Origin of the sequence: Burkholderia sp. Bp8991 (assembly GCF_003853795.1) — a bacterium.
In the GTDB taxonomy this organism is placed as follows: domain Bacteria; phylum Pseudomonadota; class Gammaproteobacteria; order Burkholderiales; family Burkholderiaceae; genus Burkholderia.
In genome coordinates, this window is record NZ_QTQJ01000037.1 from 1 (window position 1) to 25,209 (window position 25,209).

A 25,209-nucleotide genomic window follows, 5' to 3' on the forward strand; every position below is an offset into this window, starting at 1 on the left:
CAACCCGACAATCACCCCACCCCCCCCCCGGCGCCCCGCCCCCGCGGCCCCACGGTCTCCCACCCCCCCCCCCCCCCCACGCACGGCCCCCGGGCGCACGCCGCCGCGCCGGCCCTGCGCCCGCGCGGCGCGGCGCCGGCCGCGGCGGTGCCGCCGCGCGCCCATGCGCGTGCCGCGGGCGCCGCGCCCGCTTACGGAGAACGCGGATGAGCGCGCTGCCGATCGCCACCAATCGTTACTTCGACAACCACTTCGAGCGCCCCGGCGTGAAGCTGCTGCCGAACGAGTTCTACACGACGTCCGAGGACATGGTGCTGATGACCGTGCTCGGCTCGTGCGTCGCCGCGTGCCTGCACGACCCGATCGCGGGCATCGGCGGGATGAATCACTTCATGCTGCCCGACGACGGCGCCGACGCCGGCGCGGCCGCATCGGAGTCGATGCGCTACGGCGCGTATGCGATGGAAGTGCTGATGAACGAACTGATCAAGGCCGGCGGGCGCCGCGAGCGCCTCGAGGCGAAGGTGTTCGGCGGCGCGGCCGTGCTGGCAGGGATGACGACCATCAACATCGGCGACCGCAACGCGGATTTCGTGCGCCGCTATCTCGCGCTCGAGCGCATCCGCATCACCGCGGAGGACCTGCAGGGCGTGCACCCGCGCAAGGTCGCGTTCATGCCGCGCAGCGGGCGCGCGATGGTGAAGAAGCTGCGGCTGCAGGTGCCGGGCGTGACCGAGCGCGAAGCCGCGCTGGCGCGCGAGGCCGACCGCGTGCACGCCGCCCGGACGCGCGCGCACGTCGAGCTGTTCGCGGCGAAGCGCCCGGCCGCGCCGCAGCCGGCGCGCCCGCGCATCGAGCTGTTCGGCGCACGCGGCGGCGCGGGCGCGCAGCCGGCGAACGCGAAGGCCACCAGCCCGAACGCCGGCAGCCCGTACGCGGCCAACCATTCGAGAAAGCAGGAGGCATGACCGCAGTGCAGAAGATCAAAGTGTTGTGCGTCGACGATTCGGCGCTGATCCGCAGCCTGATGACGGAGATCATCAACAGCCAGCCCGACATGACGGTATGCGCGACCGCGCCGGATCCGCTCGTCGCGCGCGAACTCATCAAGCAGCACAACCCGGACGTCCTGACGCTGGACGTCGAAATGCCGCGCATGGACGGCCTCGACTTCCTCGAGAAGCTGATGCGCCTGCGGCCGATGCCGGTCGTGATGGTGTCGTCGCTGACCGAGCGCGGTTCCGAGATCACGCTGCGCGCGCTCGAACTCGGCGCGGTGGATTTCGTCACGAAGCCGCGCGTCGGGATCCGCGACGGCATGCTCGACTACGCGGAAAAGCTCGCGGACAAGATCCGCGCGGCGTCGCGCGCCCGCGTGCGCCAGGCACCGCAGCCGCAGGCGGCCGCCGCGCGCACCGCGAGCGGCCAGCCGGCCGCGCCGATGATCAACAACCCGCTCGTCAGTACCGAGAAGCTGATCATCATCGGCGCGTCGACGGGCGGCACCGAGGCGATCCGCGAGGTGCTGACGCCGCTGCCGCCGGATGCGCCGGCGGTGCTGATCGCGCAGCACATGCCGCCCGGCTTCACGAAGTCGTTCGCGCAGCGGCTGAACGGCCTGTGCCGGATCGCGGTGAAGGAAGCCGAGCACGGCGAGCGCGTGCTGCCGGGCCATGCGTACATCGCACCGGGCCATGCGCACCTGCTGCTCGCGCGCAGCGGCGCGAACTACATCGCGCAGCTGTCCGACGAGCCGCCGGTGAACCGCCACCGGCCGTCGGTCGACGTGCTGTTCCGCTCGGCGGCGCAGCACGCGGGCAAGAACGCGATCGGCGTGATCCTCACGGGGATGGGGCGCGACGGCGCGGCCGGCCTGCTGGACATGAAGCGCGCGGGCGCCCACACGTTCGCGCAGGACGAGGCGAGCTGCATCGTGTTCGGGATGCCGCGCGAGGCGATCGCGCTCGGCGGCGCGGACGAGGTCGCGCCGCTTGCGGAGATGAGCCGGCGCGTGATGGCGCGGCTGGCGACGATGGGTGACCGCGTGCAACGCGTCTGAATGAAATGTCACGGGGCACGTGCGAAGCCGCGGGCCCCGACGGTAACGAATCTGCAAAGGAACGACGATGGACAAGAGCATGAAAATCCTGGTGGTGGACGATTTCCCGACGATGCGCAGGATCGTCCGCAACCTGCTCAAGGAACTGGGCTACACGAACGTCGACGAAGCCGAGGACGGCGCGGCCGGCCTCGCGCGCTTGCGCGGCGGCGGCTTCGACTTCGTGATATCGGACTGGAACATGCCGAACCTCGACGGCCTCGCGATGCTGAAGGAAATCCGCGCGGACGCGACGCTCACGCATCTGCCGGTGCTGATGGTCACGGCCGAGTCGAAGAAGGAGAACATCATCGCGGCCGCGCAGGCCGGCGCGAGCGGCTACGTCGTGAAACCGTTCACGGCCGCGACGCTCGACGAGAAGCTGAACAAGATCATCGACAAGATGGCCAAGGCCGGGAGCTGACGTGAACGAGCCGATCCATGCGGCGCTCGCCGGCGCTGCGTTCAGCGCCGACGGCCACGCCGAAGGCGCCGATTACGCGAGCGACCGGATCCTCGCGCGCATCGGCCACGTCACGCGCACGCTGCGCGATTCGATGCGCGAGCTCGGGCTCGACAAGCATGTCGAGCGCGCGGCGGAAGCCGTGCCCGATGCACGCGACCGGCTGCGCTACGTCGCGACGATGACCGAGCAGGCGGCCGAGCGCGTGCTGAACGCGATCGAGGTCGCGAAGCCGGTGCAGGCGCGCATCCAGAGCGAGGCCGAGGCGCTTGACGCGCGCTGGGCGCAGTGGTACGCGGCGCCGATCGAGCATGCGGACGTGCGCGAGCTGATGGACGACACGCGCACGTTCCTGCGCGCGCTGCCCGAAGCGACGTCCGCGACCAGCGCGCAGCTGCTCGAGATCATGCTCGCGCAGGATTTCCAGGATCTGACCGGGCAGGTGATCAAGAAGATCATGGACATGGTCTATCTGATCGAGCAGCAGCTGCTCACCGTGCTCGTCGAGAATATCGCGCCCGAGCGGCGCGAGCAGTTCGCGGCGACCGCGGCCGCGCTCGCGGCCGAGCAGATCAGCGCGACCGGCAGCCCCGAGTCGCTGCTGAACGGGCCGCAGATCGCACCGGAAGGCAAGTCCGACGTCGTGCAGGACCAGGCGCAGGTCGACGACCTGCTCGCGAGTCTCGGCTTCTGACCGTGCCGCACCGCACGCCACCGCGCCGCGCTCCGTTCGCGGAGCGCCCGGTGTGCGGGGCTTTCACCCTGCCTCTCCCGCCGAGCCCCCCGCGCGCGGGTCGTGTCGCTCGTCATGCTGCGCCGCGTCATGCATCGTTGATTTGACACTCCGACACACTCCGCAGGCATACTACGCATCAGCAGCAACGAAGCGTCATTCTTAAGACTTTGATTTGTTGGCCCGCGGCGCCGTGCCTGATGGCGGCACCGCCGGCAACGAAGCCAGTCCCTTTGGGGGGGAACGTGAAGCTGAAACGCTTGGGCTGGGCCGCCGCGCACGCGACGGCTGCAATGGGTGTGCTGTGGGCCGTCCACGCACAGGCCGAACTGGGCGGCGCACCGATGTCGCCGCCGGCGGACGATCACGCCGCCACGGTGCGCGCGCTGCAGCGCGCGATGCGCTCCGCCGACGGCGCGCAGGCGAGCGCGGCCGCCTACACCGTCCGCGAGATCACGCTCGGATCGGGCACCGTCATCCACGAATACGCGAGCGCGGCCGGCACCGTGTTCGGCCTCGCCTGGCGCGGGCCGAGCATGCCGGATCTCGAGTCGCTGCTCGGCAGCTATTTCCCGCAGTACACCGCCGGCGTCCAGGCGGCGCATGCGGCGCGCGGCTGGCGCGCGCCCGTGTCCGTCGACACGAGCGGCCTCGTGATCCGCACGGGCGGCCACATGGGCGCCTTCGCGGGCCAGGCATGGCTGCCGGCGGCGCTGCCTGCCGGGCTGACCGGCAACGACATCCAGTGACAGCGGGAGAGCGATCTTGAGAATTCCTCGTACCTTCAGGCGCTGGCTCGGGCTGCTGAGCGTCGCGGCCGTGACGGCCATGCTCGTGACCGCCTGCGGCGGCGGCGATGACAACGGCGGCGGCAGCGGCGGCAGCGGCGGCGGCAATGGTTCCAACGTATCGGACGGCAATACCGCGAACACGGCCGTGATCACGGTCGGCACCGGCGTCGCGCACGTGATCAATATCCCGACCGTCAACGTGAAGATCTGCGTGCCGGGCACGACGAACTGCCAGGTGGTCAACAACGTGCTCGTCGACACCGCGTCGTACGGGCTGCGGCTGGTCAGCAGCGCGCTGTCGTCGGGCGTGTTGAACAACCTGCCGCAGACGACGAGCGGCGGCGCGCCGGTCGCCGAGTGCGGCAAGTTCGTGTCGAGCTTCACGTGGGGCTCGGTGCGTACCGTCGACCTGTCGATCGGTACCGAGCAGGCGGGTTCGATGCCGGTGCAGATCATCGGCGATCTCGGCACGACCAACGTGCCGAGCTCGTGCTCGAACAACGGCGCCAGGACGTCGGCCAACACGGCGAGCGACCTCGGCGCGAACGGCATCCTCGGCATCGGGCCGGCGCCGGTCGATTGCGGCACGAGCTGCGCGACGTCGACGTCGGCGACGTCCAACAACTACTACGCGTGCCCGAACGGCAATGCGAGCTGCGCCGTGGCGCTGGTGCCGGTCGCGCAGCAGGTGGCCAACCCGGTCCATCGCTTCGCGACCGACAACAACGGCGTGATCGTGCAGATGCCGAACATCTCGAGCAGCGGGCAGGGCAGCGCGACGGGCCTGCTGACGTTCGGGATCGGCACGCAGGGCAACAATGCGCTGGGGGCGTCGACGGTGCTGACGTCGACGACGACGGGCGACGTGAGTGCGACGTTCCTCGGCGGCAACGTGACCGCGTTCTTCGATACGGGCTCGAACGCGTACTTCTTCAACGATTCGGCGCAGAAGGCCTGTACGACCAACACGCAGTTCTACTGCCCGTCGTCGACGACCACCTATACGGCGACGCTGACCGGCCAGAACGGGAAGTCGGGCGGCGTGTCGATGCCCGTCGCGAACGCCGATTCGCTGTTCGCGAATGCGTCGACGTTCGCGTTCAACGACATCGCCGGCCCGTTCGGCGCGGCCGGCTGGCTCGATCTCGGCATGCCGCACTTCTACGGCAAGACGATTTACTTCGGGATGGACCGGACCGCGACCGGCGGCGCGCAGCCTTACGTCGCGTTCTGATCGCGCACGAGCGGCAGCAGGAAGGGGGCGAGCGATCGCCCCCTTTTTTATGGTTCAACCCGGATTACCGGGGAACGCCGCGCCAGCGCCTACGATATAAGACCGGCACCGGTGCCGGCACGACATCGAGGAGACAGCGCCATGAGCCAGCGTATCCAACGCATCACGCCGTTTCTGTGGTTCGACCACGACGCCGAGGCGGCCGCCCGCTTCTACGTGTCGGTGTTCGACGACGCGCGCATCCTGCACGTCGCCCGTTACGGCAAGTCCGGCGCGCAGGCGTCGGGGCAGGCGGAGGGCGCGGTGATGACGGTGTCGTTCGAACTGGACGGGCAGGCGTTTCTCGCGCTGAACGGCGGCCCGGCGTTCCCGCTCACACCGGCCGTGTCGTTCGTCGTCAACTGCCGCGACCAGCAGGAGATCGACCGCTACTGGGCGGCCCTGGCCGAAGGCGGCGACGAGCGCGCGCAGCAGTGCGGCTGGCTGCGCGACCGCTTCGGCGTGTCGTGGCAGGTGGTGCCGGTGCAGATGCCCGAACTGATGGCGGGCGACCCGGCACGCGCCGAACGCGTGATGGCGCAGGTGATGAAGATGAAAAAGCTCGATCTCGGCGCGTTGCAGCAGGCGGCGGCCGGTTAGAGAACGCCGGCCGGAGGACGCGCCGTTTTCGACGTGCGCGCGCGACGTCCGGCGATATTCCCGGCCGGTCGGTCAATCAGCGCAGAACGATCGTTTCGATTATCGAGCGAGATGCGTTTCACGCTGGTGTAATCAAGTCGCGGATTATCTTGTTGCTATTTGTGTCAGGTCGTCGCGATTATAAAAATGACGTGACATGCGCGTTGGCGATACGGCACGCGGCCGCTGCGGCCGCTCCGGTAATGCGAAAGACGGCGTGAGAGACGGTCAGCATGCGAAAGGAGATGCGATGCGAAGAAATTCAAACTTATAATGCCCGCGTTGTTTCCGAGGTCGTCGATATAAAACATGAGGGCAATAAGATGAGTTTCAGTGAAGCCGTTCGTGCCGCACTCAATCAATACGCGAAATTCGAGGGCCGCGCGCGCCGCGCGGAATACTGGTATTTCGCGTTGCTCACGAGCGTCGTGTCGATCCTCTGCCAGGCGATCACCATGGTGGGGCGCGACACGAGCGCGATCTCGCTGCTGCTGATGATCGTCGCGGCCGTCGTGTCGCTCGCGCTGGTGCTGCCGAGCCTCGCGGTCACCGTCCGCCGCCTGCACGATACGGGTCGCTCGGGCTGGTTCCTGCTGATCGCGCTCATTCCGCTCGTCGGCGGGATTCTGCTGCTCGTGTGGATGTGCTCGCGCGGCACCGACGGCCCGAACCGTTACGGCTCGGATCCGATTCCAGCGATCTGAGCGCCGCCCGCCCCGACGCGCGACGCCGTCGTGTCGGGGCGGGCCGACGATCGCTTCACGGCTGCCTTGCTTCGCTGCTTGGCTGCTTGGCAGATCCCACGCTTCACCGTTTCCCCATTACCCGCTTCGCCGCTTCCCCGCTTCCCCGCTTCCCCGCTTCACACCTTCATCCACGTCACCACGTCACCGCGCCACCGCGCCACCGCGCCACCGCGCCACCGCGCCACCGCGCCACCGCGCCACCGCGCCATCGCACCATCGCGCCACCGCGCCACCCCGCCACCCCGCCACCCCGCCACCCCGCCACCCCGCCACCCCGCGAACGCGGTTTCCATCGTCTCCCCGCGCGCCGCACCCGCCCGCCGGCTGTCCGCCGCCCCCGCTCGCCCGATTCCTCGAAATACCCCCCTTTCCAGGCTTTGCTCGACCGATCGGCGTTTGACGCGCGCATGAATAATCGGTGTCACTGGAGAACGGCATTTCGCCGTACCCGACTGGAGGCCCCGTGGCAGACGAGAGCGATCTCGACAGAACCGAAGCCGCCACTCCGAGGCGCCGCGAGAAGGCGCGCGAGGAGGGGCAGGTCGCGCGTTCGCGCGAGCTGGCTTCGTTCGCGCTGCTCGCGGCCGGGTTCTACGGCGCGTGGCTGCTCGCGGGTCCGTCGGGCGCCCACCTCCAGACGATGCTGCGCGGTGCGTTCGCGTTCGACCGCGCGACCGCGTTCGACACGCACCGGATGCTGTCGGCGGCCGGCAGCGCGAGCCTCGAGGGTCTCGCCGCGCTGCTGCCGATCCTGGCGCTCACCGGCCTCGCCGCGCTGCTCGCGCCAATGGCGCTCGGCGGCTGGCTGATCTCGCAGAAGACCTTCGAGCTGAAGTTCGACCGCCTGAACCCGATCTCGGGCCTGGGCCGGATGTTCTCGATCCAGGGGCCGATCCAGCTCGGGATGTCGCTCGCGAAGACGCTCGTCGTCGGCGGGATCGGCGGGATCGCGATCTGGCGCAGCAAGGACGAGCTGCTCGGTCTCGCGACCCAGCCGCTCGGCTCGGCGCTCGCCGATGCGATGCATCTGGTCGCCGTGTGCTGCGGCACGACGGTCGCCGGGATGCTGGTGGTCGCCGCGCTCGATGTGCCTTACCAACTCTGGCAGTACAACAAGAAGTTGCGCATGACGAAGGAAGAAGTGAAGCGCGAGCATCGCGAGAACGAAGGCGATCCGCACGTGAAGGGCCGCATCCGCCAGCAGCAGCGCGCGATCGCGCGGCGCCGGATGATGGCCGCCGTGCCGAAGGCCGACGTGGTCGTCACGAACCCGACGCACTTCGCCGTCGCGCTGCAGTACACGGACGGCGAGATGCGTGCGCCGAAGGTCGTCGCGAAGGGCGTGAACCTCGTCGCCGCGCGCATCCGCGAACTCGCGGCCGAGCACAACGTGCCGCTGCTCGAGGCGCCGCCGCTCGCGCGTGCGCTGTATCACAACGTCGAACTCGAACGCGAGATTCCCGGCTCGCTGTACTCGGCTGTCGCCGAAGTGCTCGCGTGGGTCTACCAGCTCAAGCGTTTCCGCTCGGAAGGCGGCGCCTTCCCGGCCGCGCCGGTCGATCTCGACGTGCCGGCCGACCTCGACAAGGGGTCGTCGGTCGCCGCCGACGACGAGCGTGAAGAAGCCGAAGACACGCTCGGCAAGCAAGGGAACGCAGCATGAGCACCCCGACCACCGGCCTGTTCGCCAAGCGCGCGAACCCGTTCGCGGGCACCAACCTGCGCGCGCTCGCGGGCCCGATCCTCATCTGCATGATCCTGGGGATGATGATCCTGCCGCTGCCGCCGCTGCTGCTGGATCTGCTGTTCACCTTCAACATCGCGCTGTCGGTGATGGTGCTGCTCGTCAGCATGTACACGATGAAGCCGCTCGACTTCGCGGCGTTCCCGAGCGTGCTGCTGTTCTCGACGCTGTTGCGGCTGTCGCTGAACGTCGCGTCGACGCGCGTCGTGCTGCTCGAAGGCCACACCGGCCCCGACGCGGCGGGCCAGGTGATCGAGGCGTTCGGCCACTTCCTCGTCGGCGGCAACTTCGCGGTCGGCATCGTCGTGTTCGTGATCCTGATGATCATCAACTTCATGGTGATCACGAAGGGCGCGGGGCGGATCGCCGAAGTGTCCGCGCGCTTCACGCTCGACGCGATGCCCGGCAAGCAGATGGCGATCGACGCCGACCTGAACGCGGGCCTCATCAACGAGGAACAGGCGCGCAAGCGGCGCCTCGCCGTGTCGCAGGAAGCCGAGTTCTACGGGTCGATGGACGGCGCGTCGAAGTTCGTGCGCGGCGACGCGATCGCGGGCCTGATCATCATGGCGATCAACGTGATCGGCGGTCTGATCGTCGGGATGGTGCAGCACGACATGAGCTTCGCCGCGGCCGGCACCAACTACACGCTGCTGACGATCGGCGACGGCCTCGTCGCGCAGATCCCGTCGCTCGTGATCTCGACCGCGGCCGGCGTGATCGTGTCGCGCGTCGCGACCGACGAGGACATCGGCACGCAGATCACCGGCCAGCTGTTCACCAACCCGCGCGTGCTCAACATCACCGGCGCGATCATCGTGCTGATGGGGCTGATCCCGGGCATGCCGCACGTCGCGTTCCTCGCGCTCGGCGGCGGCGCGATCTGGCTGGCCCGCACGCAGACGCGTCGCGCGGCGGCCCGCGTGGCGGCCGGCGACGTGACCGAGATCGCACCGCCCGCCGCGCTGCCGGGCGACAGCCACGAGGCGACCTGGGACGACGTGCAGCTGATCGATCCGCTCGGCCTCGAAGTCGGCTACCGGCTGATCCCGCTCGTCGACAAGAACAGCGACGGCGAGCTGCTCAAGCGCATCAAGAGCATCCGCAAGAAATTCGCGCAGGAAATCGGCTTCCTGCCGCCGGTGATCCACATCCGCGACAACCTCGAGCTGCGGCCGAACGCATACCGGATCGCGCTGAAGGGCGTCGAGATCGGCACGGGCGAAGTGTTCCCGGGCCAGTGGCTCGCGATCAACCCGGGCCAGGTGACGGCCGCGCTGCCGGGCGCCACGACGCAGGATCCGGCGTTCGGGTTGCCGGCCGTGTGGATCGACGTCGCGATGCGCGAGCAGGCGCAGGTGTACGGCTACACGGTCGTCGATGCGAGCACGGTCGTCGCGACCCACCTGAACCATCTGGTCGTGCAGCACGCGGCCGAGCTGCTCGGCCGCCAGGAAGTGCAGTCGCTCGTCGAGCGCACCGGCAAGGATGCGCCGTCGCTCGTCGAGGACCTCGTGCCGAAGACGATCTCGCTGACGACGCTGCAGAAAGTGCTGCAGAACCTGCTCGAGGAAGGCGTGCCGATCCGCGACATGCGCACGATCCTCGAGGCCGTGTCCGAACACGCGGGCCGCGGCGACGCGTACGAGATCACCGCCGCGGTGCGGCTGTCGCTCGGCCGGGCGATCACGCAGCAGTGGTATCCGGGCGCGGGCGAGATGCAGGTGATGGGCCTCGATTCGAATCTCGAGCGCGTGCTGTCGCAGGCGCTCGCCACCGGCGCGAACCCGGGCCTCGAACCCGGCCTCGCGCACAACCTTCTGACCGGCACGCAGCAAGCGATGCTGCGTCAACAGAATCTCGGGCTGCCGCCCGTGCTGCTGGTGCAGCACGCGCTGCGCGCGATGCTCGCGCGTTTCCTGCGCCGCAGCCTGCCGCAACTGAAAGTGCTGTCGTATGCCGAAGTGCCGGACACGCGCACGATCAAAGTCGTTAACGTCATCGGGGGTTCCGCTTGAACATTCGCAAATTCACCGGCGCGACCAGCCGCGACGCGCTTCGCCTCGTGCGCGAGGCACTGGGTGCCGACGCCGTCGTGCTGTCGAACCGCACGCTCGATGACGGCAGTGTCGAAATCGTCGCGCTCGCCGATTCGGATCTCGCCGCGGTCGCGCCGCCGGCCGCGGCCCGGGCGCGCAGCCTCCCGCCGCGCACGCCGGAATCCGTGCCGGCCGCAGCCGTGCCGGGCATCGTGTCGCGTCCGGGTGCCGGGCTCGCGCGCCCGGCCGTCAATCCGTATGCGGCAGGCGAGGGCGGGCTCCCGGACGTGTTTTCCTCGGTGTTCGGCGCGCGCGCCGAAGCGACGGAGCCGGCCGCGGAATCGACCGCCTTCGACGCGGAGGCCGACGCGCACGCAACGGCCGCGGCATCGGCTGCGCCGGTGGCGCCCGCTGCGCCGATCACCGCTGCCGGCACGCCGGCGGCAGCGTCCGAACCCGCGCCGTGGCTCGTCGAGCACGCGAAACGCCTGACCCAGCAGCGCGAAGCGCTGATCGCCCGCGCGCAGGCCGCGCCGGCCGCCCCGCAAGCGCCGGCCCGCATGCGGCAGGACGCCGCACCCGCGACGCCGGCCGCCTGGGCGCGCGACATCGTGCGCGACGCCGAGCGCCGGATGCCGCCGGCCGCTGCCGCGACGGCCCGCCAGGGCGAAACGGGCGCCGCGAAGCCGGCCGAACGCACGCGCCTGTCCGCCGAGGCCGCCGCCGCGGTGGCCGACGCGGTGAAGACGCGCGTCGAGAGCATCGTCAACGACACGGTGATGCACGAGCTCGGCGCGATGCGCGGGATGATGGAAGCGCAGTTCGACAGCCTGATGTGGCACGACCGCCAGCGCCGCAGCCCGGTGCACGGCGCGCTGACCCGGCACCTGTTCTCGGCCGGCTTCTCCGCGCAGCTGGTGCGCATGCTGGTCGACAACCTGCCGTCCGGCGACGGCGCGCAGACCTTCGAGCAGGCCGCCGACTGGGCGCAGTCGGTGCTCGCGGCGAACCTGCCGGTGCTCGAGAGCGAAGACGCGCTGATGGAGCGCGGCGGCGTGTTCGCGCTGATGGGGCCGACCGGCGTCGGCAAGACGACCACCACCGCGAAGCTCGCCGCGCGCTGCGTGATGCGCTTCGGCGCGAGCAAGGTCGCGCTGCTGACCACCGACAGCTACCGGATCGGCGGCCACGAGCAGCTGCGCATCTTCGGCAAGATCCTCGGCGTCCCCGTGCATGCGGTGAAGGATGCGGGCGATCTCGAGCTTGCGCTGTCCGAGCTGCGCAACAAGCACATCGTGCTGATCGACACGATCGGCATGAGCCAGCGCGACCGCGCGCTGTCCGACCAGATCGCGATGCTGCACGGTGCGAACGCGCCGGTGCAGCGCCTGCTGCTGCTCAACGCGACGAGCCACGGCGACACGCTCAACGAGGTCGTCCAGGCCTACCGCAGCGCGGCCGACCATCCGCACGCGGCACACCCCGATCTCGCCGGCTGCATCCTGACCAAGCTCGACGAGGCGACCCATCTCGGCGGCGTGCTCGACACGGTGATCCGCTACAAGCTGCCGGTCCACTACGTGTCGACCGGCCAGAAGGTGCCGGAGAACCTGTACGTCGCGTCGACCAAATTCCTGCTGAAGAGCGCGTTCTGTGTGCCGCGCGACGGCTCGCCCTTCGTGCCGCAAGACGAAGACATGCCGACGCTGCTGTCCGCACTGACCGCACGTTCCACCGCCGAGCTGCACGAGGTGCGATTTGGATAAACGGATCATCGATCAGGCCGAAGGGCTGCGGCGCCTGCTGGCCGGGCGCGCGTCGCGCATCGTCGCGGTGACGGGCGGGCCGGCGGGCGTCGGCTGCACGTCCACCGTCGTGAACCTCGCGGCGGCGCTGACCGCGCTCGGCAAGGACGTGCTCGTCGTCGACGAGCGCGCCGACGTGCACTCGGCCACGGCGACGCTCGCGGGCGCGTGGCTGCGCGACGGCGAACGCACGCGCGTCGCCGCCGGCTTCGGCCTGTGCGCGGCCGCGCGGCTCGCACGCGACGGCTACGACGATACGGAACTGAGCGACTTCGTCGACGGCCAGGCCGACATCGTGCTGGTCGACGCGCAGCTCGGCGCCGACGGCGGGTTCTCCGCGCTCGCGCGCGAGGCGCACGACGTGCTGATCGTCACGCGGGTCGCCGCGCAGGCGATCACCGAGGCGTACGCGTGCATGAAGCGGCTGCATTTCGCGCACGCGGTCGCGCAGTTCCGCGTGCTGACCAATCACGTCGGCAGCCACGCCGACGCGAGGACCGCATTCGACAACCTCGCGGGCGTCGCGAGCCGCTACCTGACGGTGTCGATCGCCGACGCCGGCTGCGTGAACGCCGATCCGCTCGTCGAGCATGCGCGCGACCTGATGCATACCGCGGTCGACGCGTTTCCGTCGTCGGCCGCCGCGCGCGATTACCGGCAGATTGCCGCCGACCTGCTGTACTGGCCGATGCGCCCGGGCACGGGCGCGGGGCGCGCCGTGCATGCGGGCGGCAAGCCGTCTTACGAGGCGGGTGCGGCGCACGCCGCGTGAGCGCCACCGCAAGGAGAGAGCCATGATGTACAACGCTCAGGGAAAGATGACCCAGGCCGACGTGCTCGCGCAATACGCGCCGCTCGTGCGGCGCCTGGGGCTGCAGCTCGTCGCGAAGATGCCGGCGAGCGTCGACCTCGACGACCTGATCCAGGCCGGCATGATCGGCCTGATGGACGCGGCCGGCCGCTACAAGGAAGACCAGGGCGCGCAGTTCGAGACCTACGCGACCCAGCGCATCCGCGGCGCGATGCTCGACGAGCTGCGCAGCAACGACTGGCTGCCGCGCAGCCTGCGCAAGACGTCGCGCGAGGTCGAGCACGCGGTGCACCAGGTCGAGCAGCAGCTCGGCCGCTCGGCGAGCGAGACCGAGATCGCGCAGCACCTGAAGATGCCGCTCGACGAATACCAGGGGATGCTGCAGGACCTGCACGGCAGCCAGCTCATCTATTACGAGGATTTCGACCGCGCGGCCGACGACGAGCCGTTCCTCGACCGCTATCGCGTCGATCACGCCGATCCGCTGTCGGCGCTGCTCGACGACCACCTGCGCGAGGCGCTCGTCGACGCGATCGACCGGCTGCCCGAGCGCGAGAAGCTGCTGATGTCGCTGTACTACGAGCGCGGGCTGAACCTGCGCGAGATCGGTGCGGTGCTCGAGGTCAGCGAGTCGCGCGTGTGCCAGCTGCACAGCCAGGCCGTCGCGCGCCTGCGCGCGCGGTTGCGCGAACAGGCGTGGGTCGGCGCGGAGAACTGACCCTTTCACGGCAGCCTACGCGCGCCGACGCGGCGCGCGGCGCGCATTTCCCGCGCCGATTTGCTACAATCCCTCCCGTTTTCCGAGGAGCGTTGCGACGGACCATCCTGCGTCCGCCAGGCTCGGAAAGCTTCACCAAGCAGCCGTGCGGCGATATTTGCACCGGCCCCGCTTCCTGAACGGCGCTCACGTCACCAATTTCTAGAACTTTTTTAGAAAGGAGGGCGTGATGAACGCCATTATCGATTCCCAGGCTTCCAAGGATTACATCGTCGCCGACATGGCGCTTGCCGGCTGGGGCCGCAAGGAACTGAACATCGCCGAGACCGAAATGCCGGGCCTCGTGCAGATCCGCGACGAATACAAGGCGCAGCAGCCGCTGAAGGGCGCGCGCATCGCCGGTTCGCTGCACATGACGATCCAGACCGGCGTGCTGATCGAGACGCTGAAGGCGCTCGGCGCGGACGTGCGCTGGGCGTCGTGCAACATCTTCTCGACGCAGGACCATGCCGCGGCCGCGATCGTCGAAGCCGGCACGCCGGTGTTCGCGTTCAAGGGCGAGTCGCTCGACGAATACTGGGAGTTCTCGCACCGCATCTTCGAATGGCCGAACGGCGAATTCGCGAACATGATCCTGGACGACGGCGGCGACGCAACGCTGCTGCTGATCCTCGGCTCGAAGGCCGAGAAGGACCGTTCGGTGATCGCGAAGCCGACCAACGAGGAAGAAGTCGCGCTGTACAAGTCGATCGCGAAGCACCTCGACGCGGACCCGACCTGGTACTCGACGCGCCTCGCGCACATCAAGGGCGTGACCGAGGAAACCACGACCGGCGTGCACCGCCTGTACCAGATGGAAAAGGACGGCCGCCTGCCGTTCCCGGCGTTCAACGTGAACGACTCGGTCACGAAGTCGAAGTTCGACAACCTGTACGGCTGCCGCGAATCGCTCGTCGACGGCATCAAGCGCGCGACCGACGTGATGATCGCGGGCAAGGTCGCGGTCGTCGCGGGCTACGGCGACGTGGGCAAGGGCTGCGCGCAGTCGCTGCGCGGCCTGGGCGCGACCGTGTGGGTCACCGAAATCGACCCGATCTGCGCGCTGCAGGCGGCGATGGAGGGCTACCGCGTCGTGACGATGGAATACGCGGCCGACAAGGCCGACATCTTCGTGACGGCGACCGGCAACTACCACGTGATCAACCACGATCACATGAAGGCGATGCGCCACAACGCGATCGTCTGCAACATCGGCCACTTCGACTCGGAAATCGACGTCGCGTCGACCCGCCAGTACCAGTGGGAAAACATCAAGCCGCAGGTCGACCACATCATCTTCCCGGACGGCAAGCGCGTGATCCTGCTGGCCGAAGGCCGCCTCGTGAACCTCGGCTGCGCGACCGGCCACCCGTCGTTCGTGATGTCGAACTCGTTCGCGAACCAGACGCTCGCGCAGATCGAGCTGTTCGTGCGCGGCAACGAGTACGAGAACAAGGTGTACGTGCTGCCGAAGCACCTCGATGAAAAGGTCGCGCGCCTGCACCTCGCGCGCATCGGCGCGAACCTGTCCGTGCTGTCGGACGAGCAGGCTGCGTACATCGGCGTGCAGAAGGACGGCCCGTTCAAGCCGAACCACTACCGCTACTGATGCGCCGCCGCCGCCGTGCCGCGGGCGTCCCGCATCGGGCGGGCGCGGTACGGCGGCACGGTGCCGGATCGCCGGCCGCCGCGTCATGTCCGCCGCTGCACGGGCACGCGCGGCGGCCGGCGGCGGTCACCGAGCATTGACCGACCAGATCGACAACCGAACCGGAGCCCTCCATGAGCGTCATCCTCACCTGGGTCATCAACGCCCTCGCGCTGCTGATCATCACGTACCTCGTGCCGTCGATCCACATCAAGAGCTTCGGCACCGCGCTGATCATCGCGGTCGTGCTCGGCCTGATCAACACGGTGATCCGGCCGGTGCTGATCCTGCTGACGCTGCCCGTCACGATCGTCACGCTCGGGGTGTTCATCCTCGTCGTGAACGCGCTGTGCTTCTGGTTCGCGTCGTCGCTGCTGAAGGGGTTCGAGGTGTCGGGTTTCTGGTCGGCGTTCTTCGGTTCGATCCTGTACAGCATCGTGTCGTGGCTGCTGTCCGCGCTGATCTTCGGGCAGCGCGACATCGGCTGACGGCCGGGCTCACTCTTGCGAATCATGAAACCGATCGAACTCTCGTTTGAATTCTTCCCGCCGAAGACGGCGGAGGGCGTCGAGAAGCTGCGCGCGACGCGTGCGCAGCTGCTGCCGCTGAAGCCGAAATTCGTCTCCGTGACGTTCGGCGCCGGCGGCTCGACGCAGCAGGGCACGCTCGATACCGTGCTCGACATGCAGAAGGACGGCCTCGAGGCCGCGCCGCACCTGTCGTGCATCGGCTCGTCGCGCGACAACCTGCGCGCGATCCTCGACCAGTACCGGTCGCACGGCATCCGGCATATCGTCGCGCTGCGCGGCGACCTGCCGTCGGGGATGGGCGCGGTCGGCGAGCTGCGCTATGCGTCCGAGCTCGTCAGCTTCATCCGCGCCGAGCATGGCGACTGGTTCCACATCGAAGTCGCCGGCTATCCGGAATACCACCCGCAATCGCGCTCGCCGAAGGCCGATCTCGAGAACTTCGCGCGCAAGGTGAAAGCCGGCGCGAATTCCGCGATCACGCAATACTTCTTCAATGCCGACGCGTATTTCCGCTTCGTCGAGGATGCGCGCAAGCTGGGGGTGGACGTGCCGATCGTGCCGGGCATCATGCCGATCACGAACTTCTCGCAGCTGATGCGCTTCTCGGAAATGTGCGGCGCGGAAGTGCCGCGCTGGGTCGCGCGCCGGCTCGAGAGCTTCGGCGACGATCGCGACGCGATCCGTGCGTTCGGCGCGGACGTCGTCACGAGCCTGTGCCAGCGCCTGATCGACGCGGGCGTGCCGGGCCTGCACTTCTATACGCTGAACGCGGCGGCCGCGACGCGGACGATCTGCGAACGGCTCTCCATGTAAGCGTCATCACGCGCTTGCATGCGTCAAAAGCCCCGCCGGCAAAACCGGCTGGGCTTTTTTTCGCTGCCGGTCGGCCGGTCCGCCCGCCGCGCCGGCGTCAGCGCTGCGCCTGCATCAGCGGCGGGCGCCGGTCGAACCACGGCCGCGCCTGTTCGAGCTGGCGCGCGAGTTTCAGCAGCAACGCATCGTCGGCGTGGCGCGCGACGAACTGCACGCCGATCGGCAGCCCGCGCGCGTTCCACCAGAGCGGCACCGACATCGCCGGCTGGCCCGTCAGGTTGAACAGCTCGGTGCAGCCGGCCCACGCGAACGCCTTCTCCGACGCCTTCGCGAGCATCTCGCGCAGCAGCGGTTTCACCGGCAGCGCGCCGAGCAGCTTCATCTGCGCGGCTTCGAGCGGCGTCGGCTGCAGCTCGCCGATCTTGACCGGCGGCCCCGCGAGCGTCGCGCACAGGATCGCGTCGTAGCGCGACACGAGGCCCGCGACCTGCACGGTGAGCTGGCGCTGCCATTCGAGCACGTCCGGCAGGCGCGCGCGGGCGACGCGCCTGCCGACGACGGCCATCGCCCACGTCGCCGGCTCGAACTCCGCGCGCTTCGGCGTGCGTCCGGTCAGCGCGCGCGCCCCCAGCACCAGCTCCTCGGCGATCGTCGCCCACAGCGTGAGAAAGGTTTCGGCCGCGCGCGCGTAGTCGATGTTCAGCGTCGCCGGTTCGACGTGATGGCCGAGCGATTCGACCAGCGCGGCCGCGTCGTCGAGCGCCGCGCGTGTGTCGCCGGCGAGCGCCGGTGCGAGCATCGGGTCGACGACGAGGCCGATCCGCAGCGGGCCGGGCGGCGCGTCGAGCGCGCCCAGAAAGGTGCCGGGCGCGCCGGGCGGCAGCGTCTGGCCGGTCGTCACGTCGAGCAGCAGCGCACTGTCGCGCACGCTGCGCGACACCGCATGCTGGACGACCAGCTCGCCGTTCGAAGGCAGGTCGACCAGCACCGGATTGCGGCTCGGCTTCAGGCCGAACAGCCCGCAGCACGACGCGGGGATCCGGATCGAGCCGCCGCCGTCGGACGCATGCGCGAGCGGCACGATGCCGGCCGCGACGGCCGCGGCCGCGCCACCGCTCGAGCCGCCGGGCGTGTGATCGACGTCCCAAGGATTGCGGCACGCGCCGAACAGCTCGGGTTCGGTGTACGGCATCTGGCCGATTTCCGACGTGTTGGTCTTGCCGAACACATTGAGCCCGGCCGCGCGGCTGCGCGCGATCAGCGGCGAATCGTCGGCGGGAGCGAAGTAGCGATAGTGCCGGCTGCCCATCGACAGCGGCAGCCCGGCGACCGCCGCGCCCAGATCCTTGACGAGATACGGGACGCCCGCGAACGGCGCGTCGGTGCCGGTGTCGCCGGCCTGCTCGGCCCGCTTGCGCGCGGCGTCGTAGTCCTGCAGCACGATCGCGTTGATCGCGCCGTTCACCGCCTCGGCCTGGCCGATCGCGGCGTCGAGCAGTTCGCGCGGGCTCGCCTTGCGTTCGCGCACGAGCGTGGCGAGGCCGATCGCGTCATGCGCGAGATAGTCCGAGTGCATCGCGGTCACCCCCGTTGTGACTCGTGGCGATGAAAGGAGGATAACGCGGGCCCGGCGCGCCGGACCCGCCGCCGGCGGCCTTTACAGGTGTTCGGCGAGGAACGTCAGCGTGCGGCCGTGCGCGAGCGCCGCGGCGCGCTGGTTGTACGACGCGCGGTCGGTGCAGTTGAAGCCGTGCTCGGCGCCCGGGTACAGGTGGAACGACGCGTTGTGGCGGCCCGCGAACGCGGCCTTCACCTGCTCGACGGCGGCGAGCGGGATCGCGTGGTCGTTCTCCGCGTAGTGGAACAGGATCGGCTGCGTGATCTTGCCGGCGAGGTCGAGCGCATTCTGGATGCCGCCGCCGTAGTAGGCGACCGCCGTATCGATCTTGCCGGCCGCGGCCGCGCGGTACGCGAGCTGGCCGCCGAAGCAGTAGCCGATCGCGGCGACCTTGCCGGCGACTTCGGGCCGCGCGCGCAACGCGTCGGCGGCCGCGCCGATGTCCGCGACCGCGAGGCCGACGTCGGTCTTCTTCATCAATTCGATGCCCTTGTCGCGATCGGCGCCTTCGTAGGTCAGTTCGACGCGCGGCTGCGTGCGCCAGAACACGTCCGGCGCGAGCGCGACGAAGCCGTCGGCCGCGTACTGGTCGGCGACCGCGCGAATGTGCGAGTTCACGCCGAAGATTTCCTGGATGATGATGACGGCGGGGCCCTTGCCGCGCTTGGGCAGCGCGAGATAGCCGCCGAAGCTGTCGTTACCGGTCGGGATGTCGATCCATTGGGCTGTCACGTTTGAACTCCTGGCGAACGGGCGCGCGACATGCGCGCCGTGGATGGAAATAGGGGCGGCCCAGTGTGCCACCAATCCCCGGACGCTGCAGCGCGCGCAAGCGGCGCGCCGGCCGGGTATGCGCGGCTCGAACCCGCGTGCCGAACCCGCTTCTCGCGCAGCGATCGTTTCGATCTCGATTATTCATTTTTCGGCGGCGTGCGGCTTCGATAGAGTCGACGTGTCGGCCTTTACAAAGCGCTTTCGCGCATCGCCCCCGAAGGATTCGCCATGCCAGCCCGTGCATTTTCCACCCCGTTTTCCGAACGCTTCGGCCTGCGCCTGCCGCTCGTGCAGGCGCCGATGGTCGGCGCGACCACGGCCGCGATGGTCGCGGGCGCGTCCAACGCCGGCGCGCTCGGCAGTCTCGGCGCCGGCGCGTTCGAGCCGGACCGTCTCGCGACCGAAGTCGCCGCGATTCGCGCGGCGACTTCGCGTCCGTTCGCCGTGAACCTGTTCGTGTTGCCCGACGCCGCGCCCGACGCGGCGACCGTCGCTCGCGCGCTCGCCGCGATCGATCCGTTGAACGCGACGCTCGGGCTGCCGCCGGGCAGCACGCCCGCGCGTTACGCGCCCGACTTCCGCGCGCAGCTCGACGCGCTCGTCGCGCTGCGCGTGCCGGTCGCGAGTTTCACGTTCGGCGTGCTCGACGCGGCCGACGTCGCGCGCCTGAAGGCTGCCGGCACTTACGTGATCGGCACCGCGACGCACGTCGCCGAAGGGCTCGCGTGGCGGGCGGCTGGCGCCGACGCGCTGTCCGCGCAGGGCGCCGAAGCCGGCGGCCATCGCGGTACCTTCATCGGCCCGGCCGACGATGCGCTGATCGGCACGCTCGCGCTGGTGCCGCAGCTCGTCGATGCGACCGGGCTGCCCGTGCTCGCCGCGGGCGGCATCATGGACGGCCGCGGGATCGCCGCCGCGCTCGCGCTCGGCGCGCAGGGCGCGCAGCTCGGCACCGCGTTCCTGACGTGTGCGGAAAGCGCGATCGCGGCGGACTGGAAGGCGCGGCTGCTCGCGAGCGCCGATACGTCGACGCAGGTCACGCGCGCGATCACCGGCCGCCATGCGCGTGGCTTGCGCAATGCGCTGATGATGCGGCTCGGCGAACGCGTGGCCGATGCCGCGCCGTATCCGGTGCAGAACGCGCTGACCCAGCCGCTGCGCCAGGCCGCCGCGCGCGCGAATGACGGCGACTACCTGTCGCTGTGGGCCGGGCAGGGCGCGCCGCTCGCCAGGCGGCGCGGCGCAGCGCTGACGACGTCGCAGCTCGTCGACGCGCTCGACGCCGAATGGCGCGCGGTGCCTGCGTAAACGATTTGACGGCCGCCGGAGCGGCTCGCGTCGGCACACGAAACGCGCGCGTTGTCACGCGCGTTTCATTCAATGATCCCGCGCACAAAATACCGAATCGAAATGACACGGGAATGCTTTAAATCAACCTTTCGCCAGGCCGCGTGGAACTAGCGGAAACCCTTATCCGGCGGGGCTTGCGGCGACATTCGAGCAGTCATTCCAAAGCGCCCGTATCGGTAGTGTTACCACTACCCCAAAAAAGTCCCACAAATTAATTTGATCACCTACACTTGCGCGCAAGTACGGGCGGGCGGCTGCTAAAAGCGGTTGCTTCCCACGTGCTTGAGGCCAAGTGCATGAACGATGCAACCGGCGAATCGTCCAGTGAATGCAAACACAGGGATGGCAGCGGGGCACCGGGCGATGGCGTTTATTGGGACCGAAACTGGAGACTTACATGAATATCAAGATGCAAAAGCTGTTGCCTATCACCGCAGCGGCGATGCTGTGCGTTGCAGCGGCAAGCAACGCGGCCGCCGATCAAGTCGTCAAGATCGGCCACGTCGCGCCCTTGACGGGCGGTATTGCACACCTGGGCAAGGACAACGAAAACGGTGCACGTCTCGCAGTCGAGGAGATCAACGCCAAGGGTCTCACGATCGGCGGCCAGAAAATCACGCTGCAACTCGACGCGCAGGATGACGCGGCCGACCCGCGCCAGGCCACGCAGGTTGCGCAGAAGCTCGTCGACGACAAGGTCGTCGCGGTGGTCGGCCACCTGAACTCGGGCACGTCGATCCCGGCCTCGAAGATCTACAGCGATTCGGGCATCGTGCAGATCTCGCCGTCGGCGACCAACCCGGCGTACACGCAGCAAGGCTTCAAGACCACGTATCGCGTGGTGGCGACCGATGCGCAGCAGGGCCCGGCACTCGCGAACTACGCGCACTCGAAGGGCATCAAGAGCGTTGCGGTGGTCGACGATTCGACCGCCTACGGCCAGGGTCTCGCGAACGAGTTCGAGAAGAAGGCGAAGGCGCTCGGCCTGAAGGTGATGTCGCACGACGCGACCAACGACAAGGCGGTCGACTTCCGCGCGATTCTGACCAAGATCAAGGGCGAGAATCCGGACGCGATCATGTACGGCGGCATGGACGCCACCGGCGGCCCGTTCGCGAAACAGGCGAAGCAGCTCGGCCTGCGCGCGAAGATCCTCGCGGGCGACGGCGTGTGCACGGAGAAGCTGGCCGACCTGGCCGGCGACGCGACCGACAACGTCGTGTGCTCGGAAGCCGGTGCTTCGCTCGAGAAGATGGCGGGCGGCGCGGCGTTCAAGGCGAAGTACGAGAAGCGCTTCGGCCAGCCGATCCAGATCTACGCACCGTTCACGTACGACGCCGTGTACATCATCGTCGATGCGATGAAGCGCTCGAACTCGACGGATCCGGCGAAGATTCTCGCTGCGATGCCGGCGACGAACTACTCGGGCGTGATCGGCACGACGACCTTCGACTCGAAGGGCGACCTGCAGCACGGCGTGATCTCGCTGTACAACTACAAGAGCGGCAAGAAGACGCTGCTCGACGAAGTGAAGATGTAAGCTGAACAGCGGTCGACAGAAGGGGTGAAAGCGCGCCTGCGGCAACGCAGGCGCGCTTTCTTTTTGGCGCGCCCGCCGCGCGGTCAGATCTTCAGGTGTGCGAGGACCTTCGGCGCGACCGCGGCGACGAGCGCCGCGCACAGCGCGACGACCGCCAGCCCGATGGTCAGGTTCGCCGTCTGCGCGACCGCGCCGATCACGACCGGACCGAACAGCAGTCCGAAATACGCGAGCCCGGCCACGTGCGCGAGGCCTTCGGCCGCGTGGATGCCTTTCACGCGCGCGGCGGCGGCGAACAGCACGGGCATCATGTTCGCGAGGCCGAGGCCCATCAGCGTGAAGCCCGTCAGCACGGCGATCGGGTTCGGCAGCAGCAGTGCGCCGATCATCCCGGCGCACGCGAGCGACGCGCTCGCGAACACGAGCTGCGGCGCGCCGAAGCGCGCGCGCACCGCGTCGCCGGCGAAACGCGCGACCGCCATCCCGCCGGAGAACGCCGCATACGCGGCGCTCGCGAGCGCGGGGCTCGCCGCGACGACGTCGCGCATGTAGACGGTCGCCCAGTCGTACATCGCGCCTTCGGCGATCAGTGCGATCAGCGCGATGCCGCCGAGCATCCACAGCGCGGGCGAGCGCCAGCGGTTGCCGCCGCCGTGCGCGTGTTCGTGATGCGGCACGTGGGGCAGCACGGCCGGGCTCGCGGCGAGCAGCACCGCGGCGCTGACGGCCGCCGCGAGCGCGAGATGCACGGCCGGCGCCATGCCGGCCGACAGCAGCGCGCCGCCGGCCGCCGCCCCCGACATCCCGCCGATGCTGAACATCCCGTGCAGCGACGACATGATCGGCTTGCCGAGCGCGATCTCGACCGCGCTCGCCTCGGCATTCATCGCGACGTCGAGCGTCGCCATCGAGAAGCCGAACAGCGCGAGCACGACGAGCAGCATCCAGTAATCGGGGACCACGAGGATCAGCGCCGCGCAGGCGGACATCACGAGCCCGCCCGCGAGGCACGCGGTGCGCGAGCCGACGCGCGCGATCCAGCGCGCGATCGTCAGCATCGCGGCGATCGAGCCACCCGCGACCGCGAACAGCGCGATCGACAGCAGCCCCGGGCTCAACGCGAACTTGTCGCGCACGGTCGGCACGTGCACGCCCCACGACGCGTACATCATGCCGGCGACGAAGAACAGCGCCATCGTGGCCGTGCGTGCGCGCTGGCGGACCGGCAACGCCAGCACGCGATGCGCGTCGGGCGGCGCGGAAAAGTCGGACGAGGATCGGGAGGAGGATTCGGACACGGAACGCTCTTGAATGGACGATGCGCGGGCGCGTCGCGCCCGTCGGATTCGTCCGATTCTATCGAACCGTTTACGGTCTTGCCGGCGCGCTGGCCGTGCCGCCGGTCGTGATCGGCGTGCACTTCGCCTTCACGCGGCGCGTCGGCCGTTCGGCCGATGCCCGGCAAGCCGCCGCCGCGGGTAACATCGATGCGCAGGCGGCGTGCCCGGCGCGTTCCGGCGCGGCCCGCCTTCGCCACCCTTGCCACCAGGCCTTCCGATCGCAGGAGTCACCGTGAACATCGATCCCGTCCTTGCCCTGCACCTGCTGCATCGCTGCGCGCTCGGCACGCTCGCGACCCACGCGCGCGACCCGCAAGGCTTTCCCTATCCGACGGTCGTGCCGTTCGCACCCGATGCGGATCATCGGCCCGTGATTCTCGTGAGCGGCCTCGCCGAGCACACACGCAACCTCGCCGCCGATCCGCGCGCGGGCTTCCTGATCGTCGACGCGCCGGACGGCGACGTGCTGAACGCCGAGCGCGCGACGCTGCTCGGCCGCTTCGTGCCGCTCGGCGACGCGCCGCATGTCGCCGCACGCTACCTGCGCTACGAACCCGACGCCGCGCGCTATCTCGCGCTCGGCGATTTCACGTTCTGGGCGCTCGAGATCGAGCGGCTGCGCTATATCGGCGGATTCGGCCGGATGGGCTGGGTGGACGGCACCGGCCTCGATGCGCTGCCGCCGCTCGGGTTCGACGACGAACGGGCGCTGTGGGACGCATACGACTCGAGCGCTGCGCGCCGCGCCGGGCTCGACCTGCTCGGCGTCGACCGTCACGGCGCCGACTGGCGCTGCGACGGCCGCCGGGTGCGCACGCCGTTCGACCCGGTGCCCGGCGATGCCGGCGCACTGCGCGAGCGGTTGATGGCCTGCGCGCGGGATGTGACGTGAGGCCGCGGATTCAGCTTTGTCTGTTTAGCGTCACGCGCCGTACGATTTTCGCAAACATGTCGCCGGATGAAAGCTTTGATTTTTCCGAATGCGGGTAATTGCGTATGTTGATAGACCTATTTCCGGATCGGTAATGTCCTAATCTCTATGCAAGCGCGTAAAAATTTGAGAAAAGGCCGTGGCCGGTCAAAATGACATGCGTGAATTACAATTGGTCTCGGGATTTTCGTGAATCCTGCTTCTATCAAATCTTTTTTGTGCTAATCTCTGCCTTCAAAATCCGAGGCACAAATATTTCATGAATGGTGAGCCGGCAGCAGATCGGCGCCATTGGTCATATCGAAAGGGAAACTATGTCTTCTTACAAGGACCTGCTGGCCCAGCGGGAGAAGCTGGAGAAGCAAATCGAAGAAGCGAAGTCGCGCGAATACGCCGAAGTACTGAATGACGTGAAGCAGAAAATTGCCGACTACGGCTTTTCGCTCGCCGAACTCGGCCTCAGCCGCGCGAAGGCAGGCAAGGTCGGTCGTCCGCGCGCAGGCGTGGCAGCGAAGTACCGCGATCCGGAAACGGGCGCGACGTGGTCGGGCCGTGGCAAGCCGCCGCGCTGGATCGCCGGCAAGGACCGCGAACAGTTCTCGATTTAAACGACTGTTTAAATCATTGCCTCGAAAAGAGCCGCGTATCCGTGCAGGAGCGCGGCTTTTTTGTATCGTGGGATCGGAATGTATGCGTTCTGTCATGAAAATGTCAGAAACGGCGCGTGAATGAAAATGCGACCCGTTCGCATAAGCGGTTGATTTAA

General features: G+C 68.7%; 24 protein-coding genes and 1 riboswitch. Of the genes, 21 read left to right on the forward strand and 3 right to left on the reverse strand.

The window, feature by feature from the left end; all coding sequences use genetic code 11:
• Nucleotides 1-206: 206 nt before the first annotated feature.
• The 16 genes from cheD to metF all read left to right on the forward strand — a co-directional run bounded on the left by cheD (nt 207) and on the right by metF (nt 16,890).
• The gene (gene cheD, locus DIE02_RS29915; protein WP_124486864.1) at nt 207-968 is read left to right on the forward strand and encodes a chemoreceptor glutamine deamidase CheD; all 762 of its coding nucleotides are present in this window, start codon (nt 207-209) and stop codon (nt 966-968) included.
• A complete protein-coding gene (locus tag DIE02_RS29920; RefSeq protein ID WP_044846376.1) occupies nt 965-2,059 on the forward strand; it encodes a chemotaxis response regulator protein-glutamate methylesterase in 1,095 nt (364 codons plus the stop codon). Before cheD ends, DIE02_RS29920 begins: the two co-directional genes overlap by 4 nt.
• Nucleotides 2,060-2,126: 67 nt before the next feature.
• Complete coding sequence (gene cheY / locus DIE02_RS29925) at nt 2,127-2,522, forward strand: chemotaxis response regulator CheY (protein ID WP_006754880.1); 396 nt, start codon at nt 2,127-2,129, stop codon at nt 2,520-2,522.
• A gap of 1 nt (nt 2,523) precedes the next feature.
• Complete coding sequence (gene cheZ, locus DIE02_RS29930) at nt 2,524-3,255, forward strand: protein phosphatase CheZ (protein ID WP_124486865.1); 732 nt, start codon at nt 2,524-2,526, stop codon at nt 3,253-3,255.
• Between the two features lie 284 nt (nt 3,256-3,539).
• Nucleotides 3,540-4,043 carry a DUF2844 domain-containing protein gene (locus DIE02_RS29935; RefSeq protein WP_124486866.1) on the forward strand — a complete coding sequence of 168 codons (504 nt, stop codon included), beginning with the start codon at nt 3,540-3,542 and terminating at the stop codon, nt 4,041-4,043.
• A gap of 16 nt (nt 4,044-4,059) precedes the next feature.
• Entirely contained in the window at nt 4,060-5,319 is a 1,260-nt protein-coding gene (locus DIE02_RS29940) for a DUF3443 domain-containing protein (protein WP_124486867.1), read from the forward strand.
• Nucleotides 5,320-5,460: 141 nt separating this feature from the next.
• Nucleotides 5,461-5,958, forward strand: a complete 498-nt coding sequence (locus DIE02_RS29945) for a VOC family protein (RefSeq protein WP_044846372.1) — start codon at nt 5,461-5,463, stop codon at nt 5,956-5,958.
• Between the two features lie 362 nt (nt 5,959-6,320).
• Complete coding sequence (locus tag DIE02_RS29950) at nt 6,321-6,701, forward strand: DUF805 domain-containing protein (RefSeq protein WP_124486868.1); 381 nt, start codon at nt 6,321-6,323, stop codon at nt 6,699-6,701.
• A 505-nt stretch (nt 6,702-7,206) separates the two neighbouring features.
• Entirely contained in the window at nt 7,207-8,406 is a 1,200-nt protein-coding gene (flhB, locus tag DIE02_RS29955) for a flagellar biosynthesis protein FlhB (protein ID WP_124486869.1), read from the forward strand.
• Nucleotides 8,403-10,505 carry a flagellar biosynthesis protein FlhA gene (gene flhA, locus DIE02_RS29960; RefSeq protein WP_124486870.1) on the forward strand — a complete coding sequence of 701 codons (2,103 nt, stop codon included), beginning with the start codon at nt 8,403-8,405 and terminating at the stop codon, nt 10,503-10,505. The genes flhB and flhA overlap by 4 nt, the downstream gene beginning before the upstream one ends.
• Nucleotides 10,502-12,292, forward strand: a complete 1,791-nt coding sequence (gene flhF, locus DIE02_RS29965; RefSeq protein ID WP_124486871.1) for a flagellar biosynthesis protein FlhF — start codon at nt 10,502-10,504, stop codon at nt 12,290-12,292. Before flhA ends, flhF begins: the two co-directional genes overlap by 4 nt.
• Nucleotides 12,285-13,103: a MinD/ParA family protein gene (locus tag DIE02_RS29970; RefSeq protein WP_124486872.1), complete on the forward strand. Its 819-nt coding sequence runs from the start codon at nt 12,285-12,287 to the stop codon at nt 13,101-13,103. The genes flhF and DIE02_RS29970 overlap by 8 nt, the downstream gene beginning before the upstream one ends.
• A 22-nt stretch (nt 13,104-13,125) precedes the next feature.
• Entirely contained in the window at nt 13,126-13,860 is a 735-nt protein-coding gene (locus DIE02_RS29975; RefSeq protein WP_044846366.1) for an RNA polymerase sigma factor FliA, read from the forward strand.
• A gap of 78 nt (nt 13,861-13,938) precedes the next feature.
• Nucleotides 13,939-14,055: riboswitch (S-adenosyl-L-homocysteine riboswitch) on the forward strand.
• A 34-nt stretch (nt 14,056-14,089) separates the two neighbouring features.
• Entirely contained in the window at nt 14,090-15,508 is a 1,419-nt protein-coding gene (ahcY, locus tag DIE02_RS29980; RefSeq protein WP_124486873.1) for an adenosylhomocysteinase, read from the forward strand.
• A 173-nt stretch (nt 15,509-15,681) separates the two neighbouring features.
• Nucleotides 15,682-16,035: a phage holin family protein gene (locus DIE02_RS29985; protein ID WP_006477367.1), complete on the forward strand. Its 354-nt coding sequence runs from the start codon at nt 15,682-15,684 to the stop codon at nt 16,033-16,035.
• Nucleotides 16,036-16,059: 24 nt separating this feature from the next.
• Nucleotides 16,060-16,890, forward strand: a complete 831-nt coding sequence (metF, locus tag DIE02_RS29990; RefSeq protein ID WP_044846364.1) for a methylenetetrahydrofolate reductase [NAD(P)H] — start codon at nt 16,060-16,062, stop codon at nt 16,888-16,890.
• 97 nt (nt 16,891-16,987) lie between these two features.
• On the opposite strand, the gene DIE02_RS29995 is transcribed toward metF, so the two are convergent.
• Complete coding sequence (locus DIE02_RS29995) at nt 16,988-18,466, reverse strand: amidase (protein WP_124486890.1); 1,479 nt, start codon at nt 18,464-18,466, stop codon at nt 16,988-16,990.
• 81 nt (nt 18,467-18,547) lie between these two features.
• Complete coding sequence (locus DIE02_RS30000; protein ID WP_124486874.1) at nt 18,548-19,240, reverse strand: dienelactone hydrolase family protein; 693 nt, start codon at nt 19,238-19,240, stop codon at nt 18,548-18,550.
• Between the two features lie 270 nt (nt 19,241-19,510).
• On the opposite strand from DIE02_RS30000, the gene DIE02_RS30005 reads away from it, so the two are divergent.
• Nucleotides 19,511-20,590 carry a nitronate monooxygenase family protein gene (locus DIE02_RS30005; RefSeq protein ID WP_124486875.1) on the forward strand — a complete coding sequence of 360 codons (1,080 nt, stop codon included), beginning with the start codon at nt 19,511-19,513 and terminating at the stop codon, nt 20,588-20,590.
• A 439-nt stretch (nt 20,591-21,029) separates the two neighbouring features.
• Nucleotides 21,030-22,172, forward strand: coding sequence for a branched-chain amino acid ABC transporter substrate-binding protein (locus tag DIE02_RS30010; RefSeq protein WP_044846361.1), 1,143 nt, complete (start codon nt 21,030-21,032; stop codon nt 22,170-22,172).
• Between the two features lie 83 nt (nt 22,173-22,255).
• On the opposite strand, the gene DIE02_RS30015 is transcribed toward DIE02_RS30010, so the two are convergent.
• Nucleotides 22,256-23,470 (reverse strand): MFS transporter, encoded by a 1,215-nt coding sequence (locus DIE02_RS30015; RefSeq protein WP_044846360.1) that lies wholly within the window; start codon nt 23,468-23,470, stop codon nt 22,256-22,258.
• A gap of 20 nt (nt 23,471-23,490) precedes the next feature.
• Between DIE02_RS30015 and DIE02_RS30020 the strand changes: the two genes are divergently transcribed.
• The 3 genes from DIE02_RS30020 (at nt 23,491) to DIE02_RS30030 (ending at nt 25,051) form a co-directional block, all read left to right on the forward strand.
• Entirely contained in the window at nt 23,491-23,748 is a 258-nt protein-coding gene (locus tag DIE02_RS30020; protein ID WP_124486876.1) for a hypothetical protein, read from the forward strand.
• A complete protein-coding gene (locus DIE02_RS30025; RefSeq protein WP_124486877.1) occupies nt 23,745-24,404 on the forward strand; it encodes a HugZ family protein in 660 nt (219 codons plus the stop codon). The genes DIE02_RS30020 and DIE02_RS30025 overlap by 4 nt, the downstream gene beginning before the upstream one ends.
• A 353-nt stretch (nt 24,405-24,757) precedes the next feature.
• A complete protein-coding gene (locus DIE02_RS30030) occupies nt 24,758-25,051 on the forward strand; it encodes an H-NS family nucleoid-associated regulatory protein (protein ID WP_096508184.1) in 294 nt (97 codons plus the stop codon).
• The last annotated feature ends 158 nt before the right edge of the window (nt 25,052-25,209 follow it).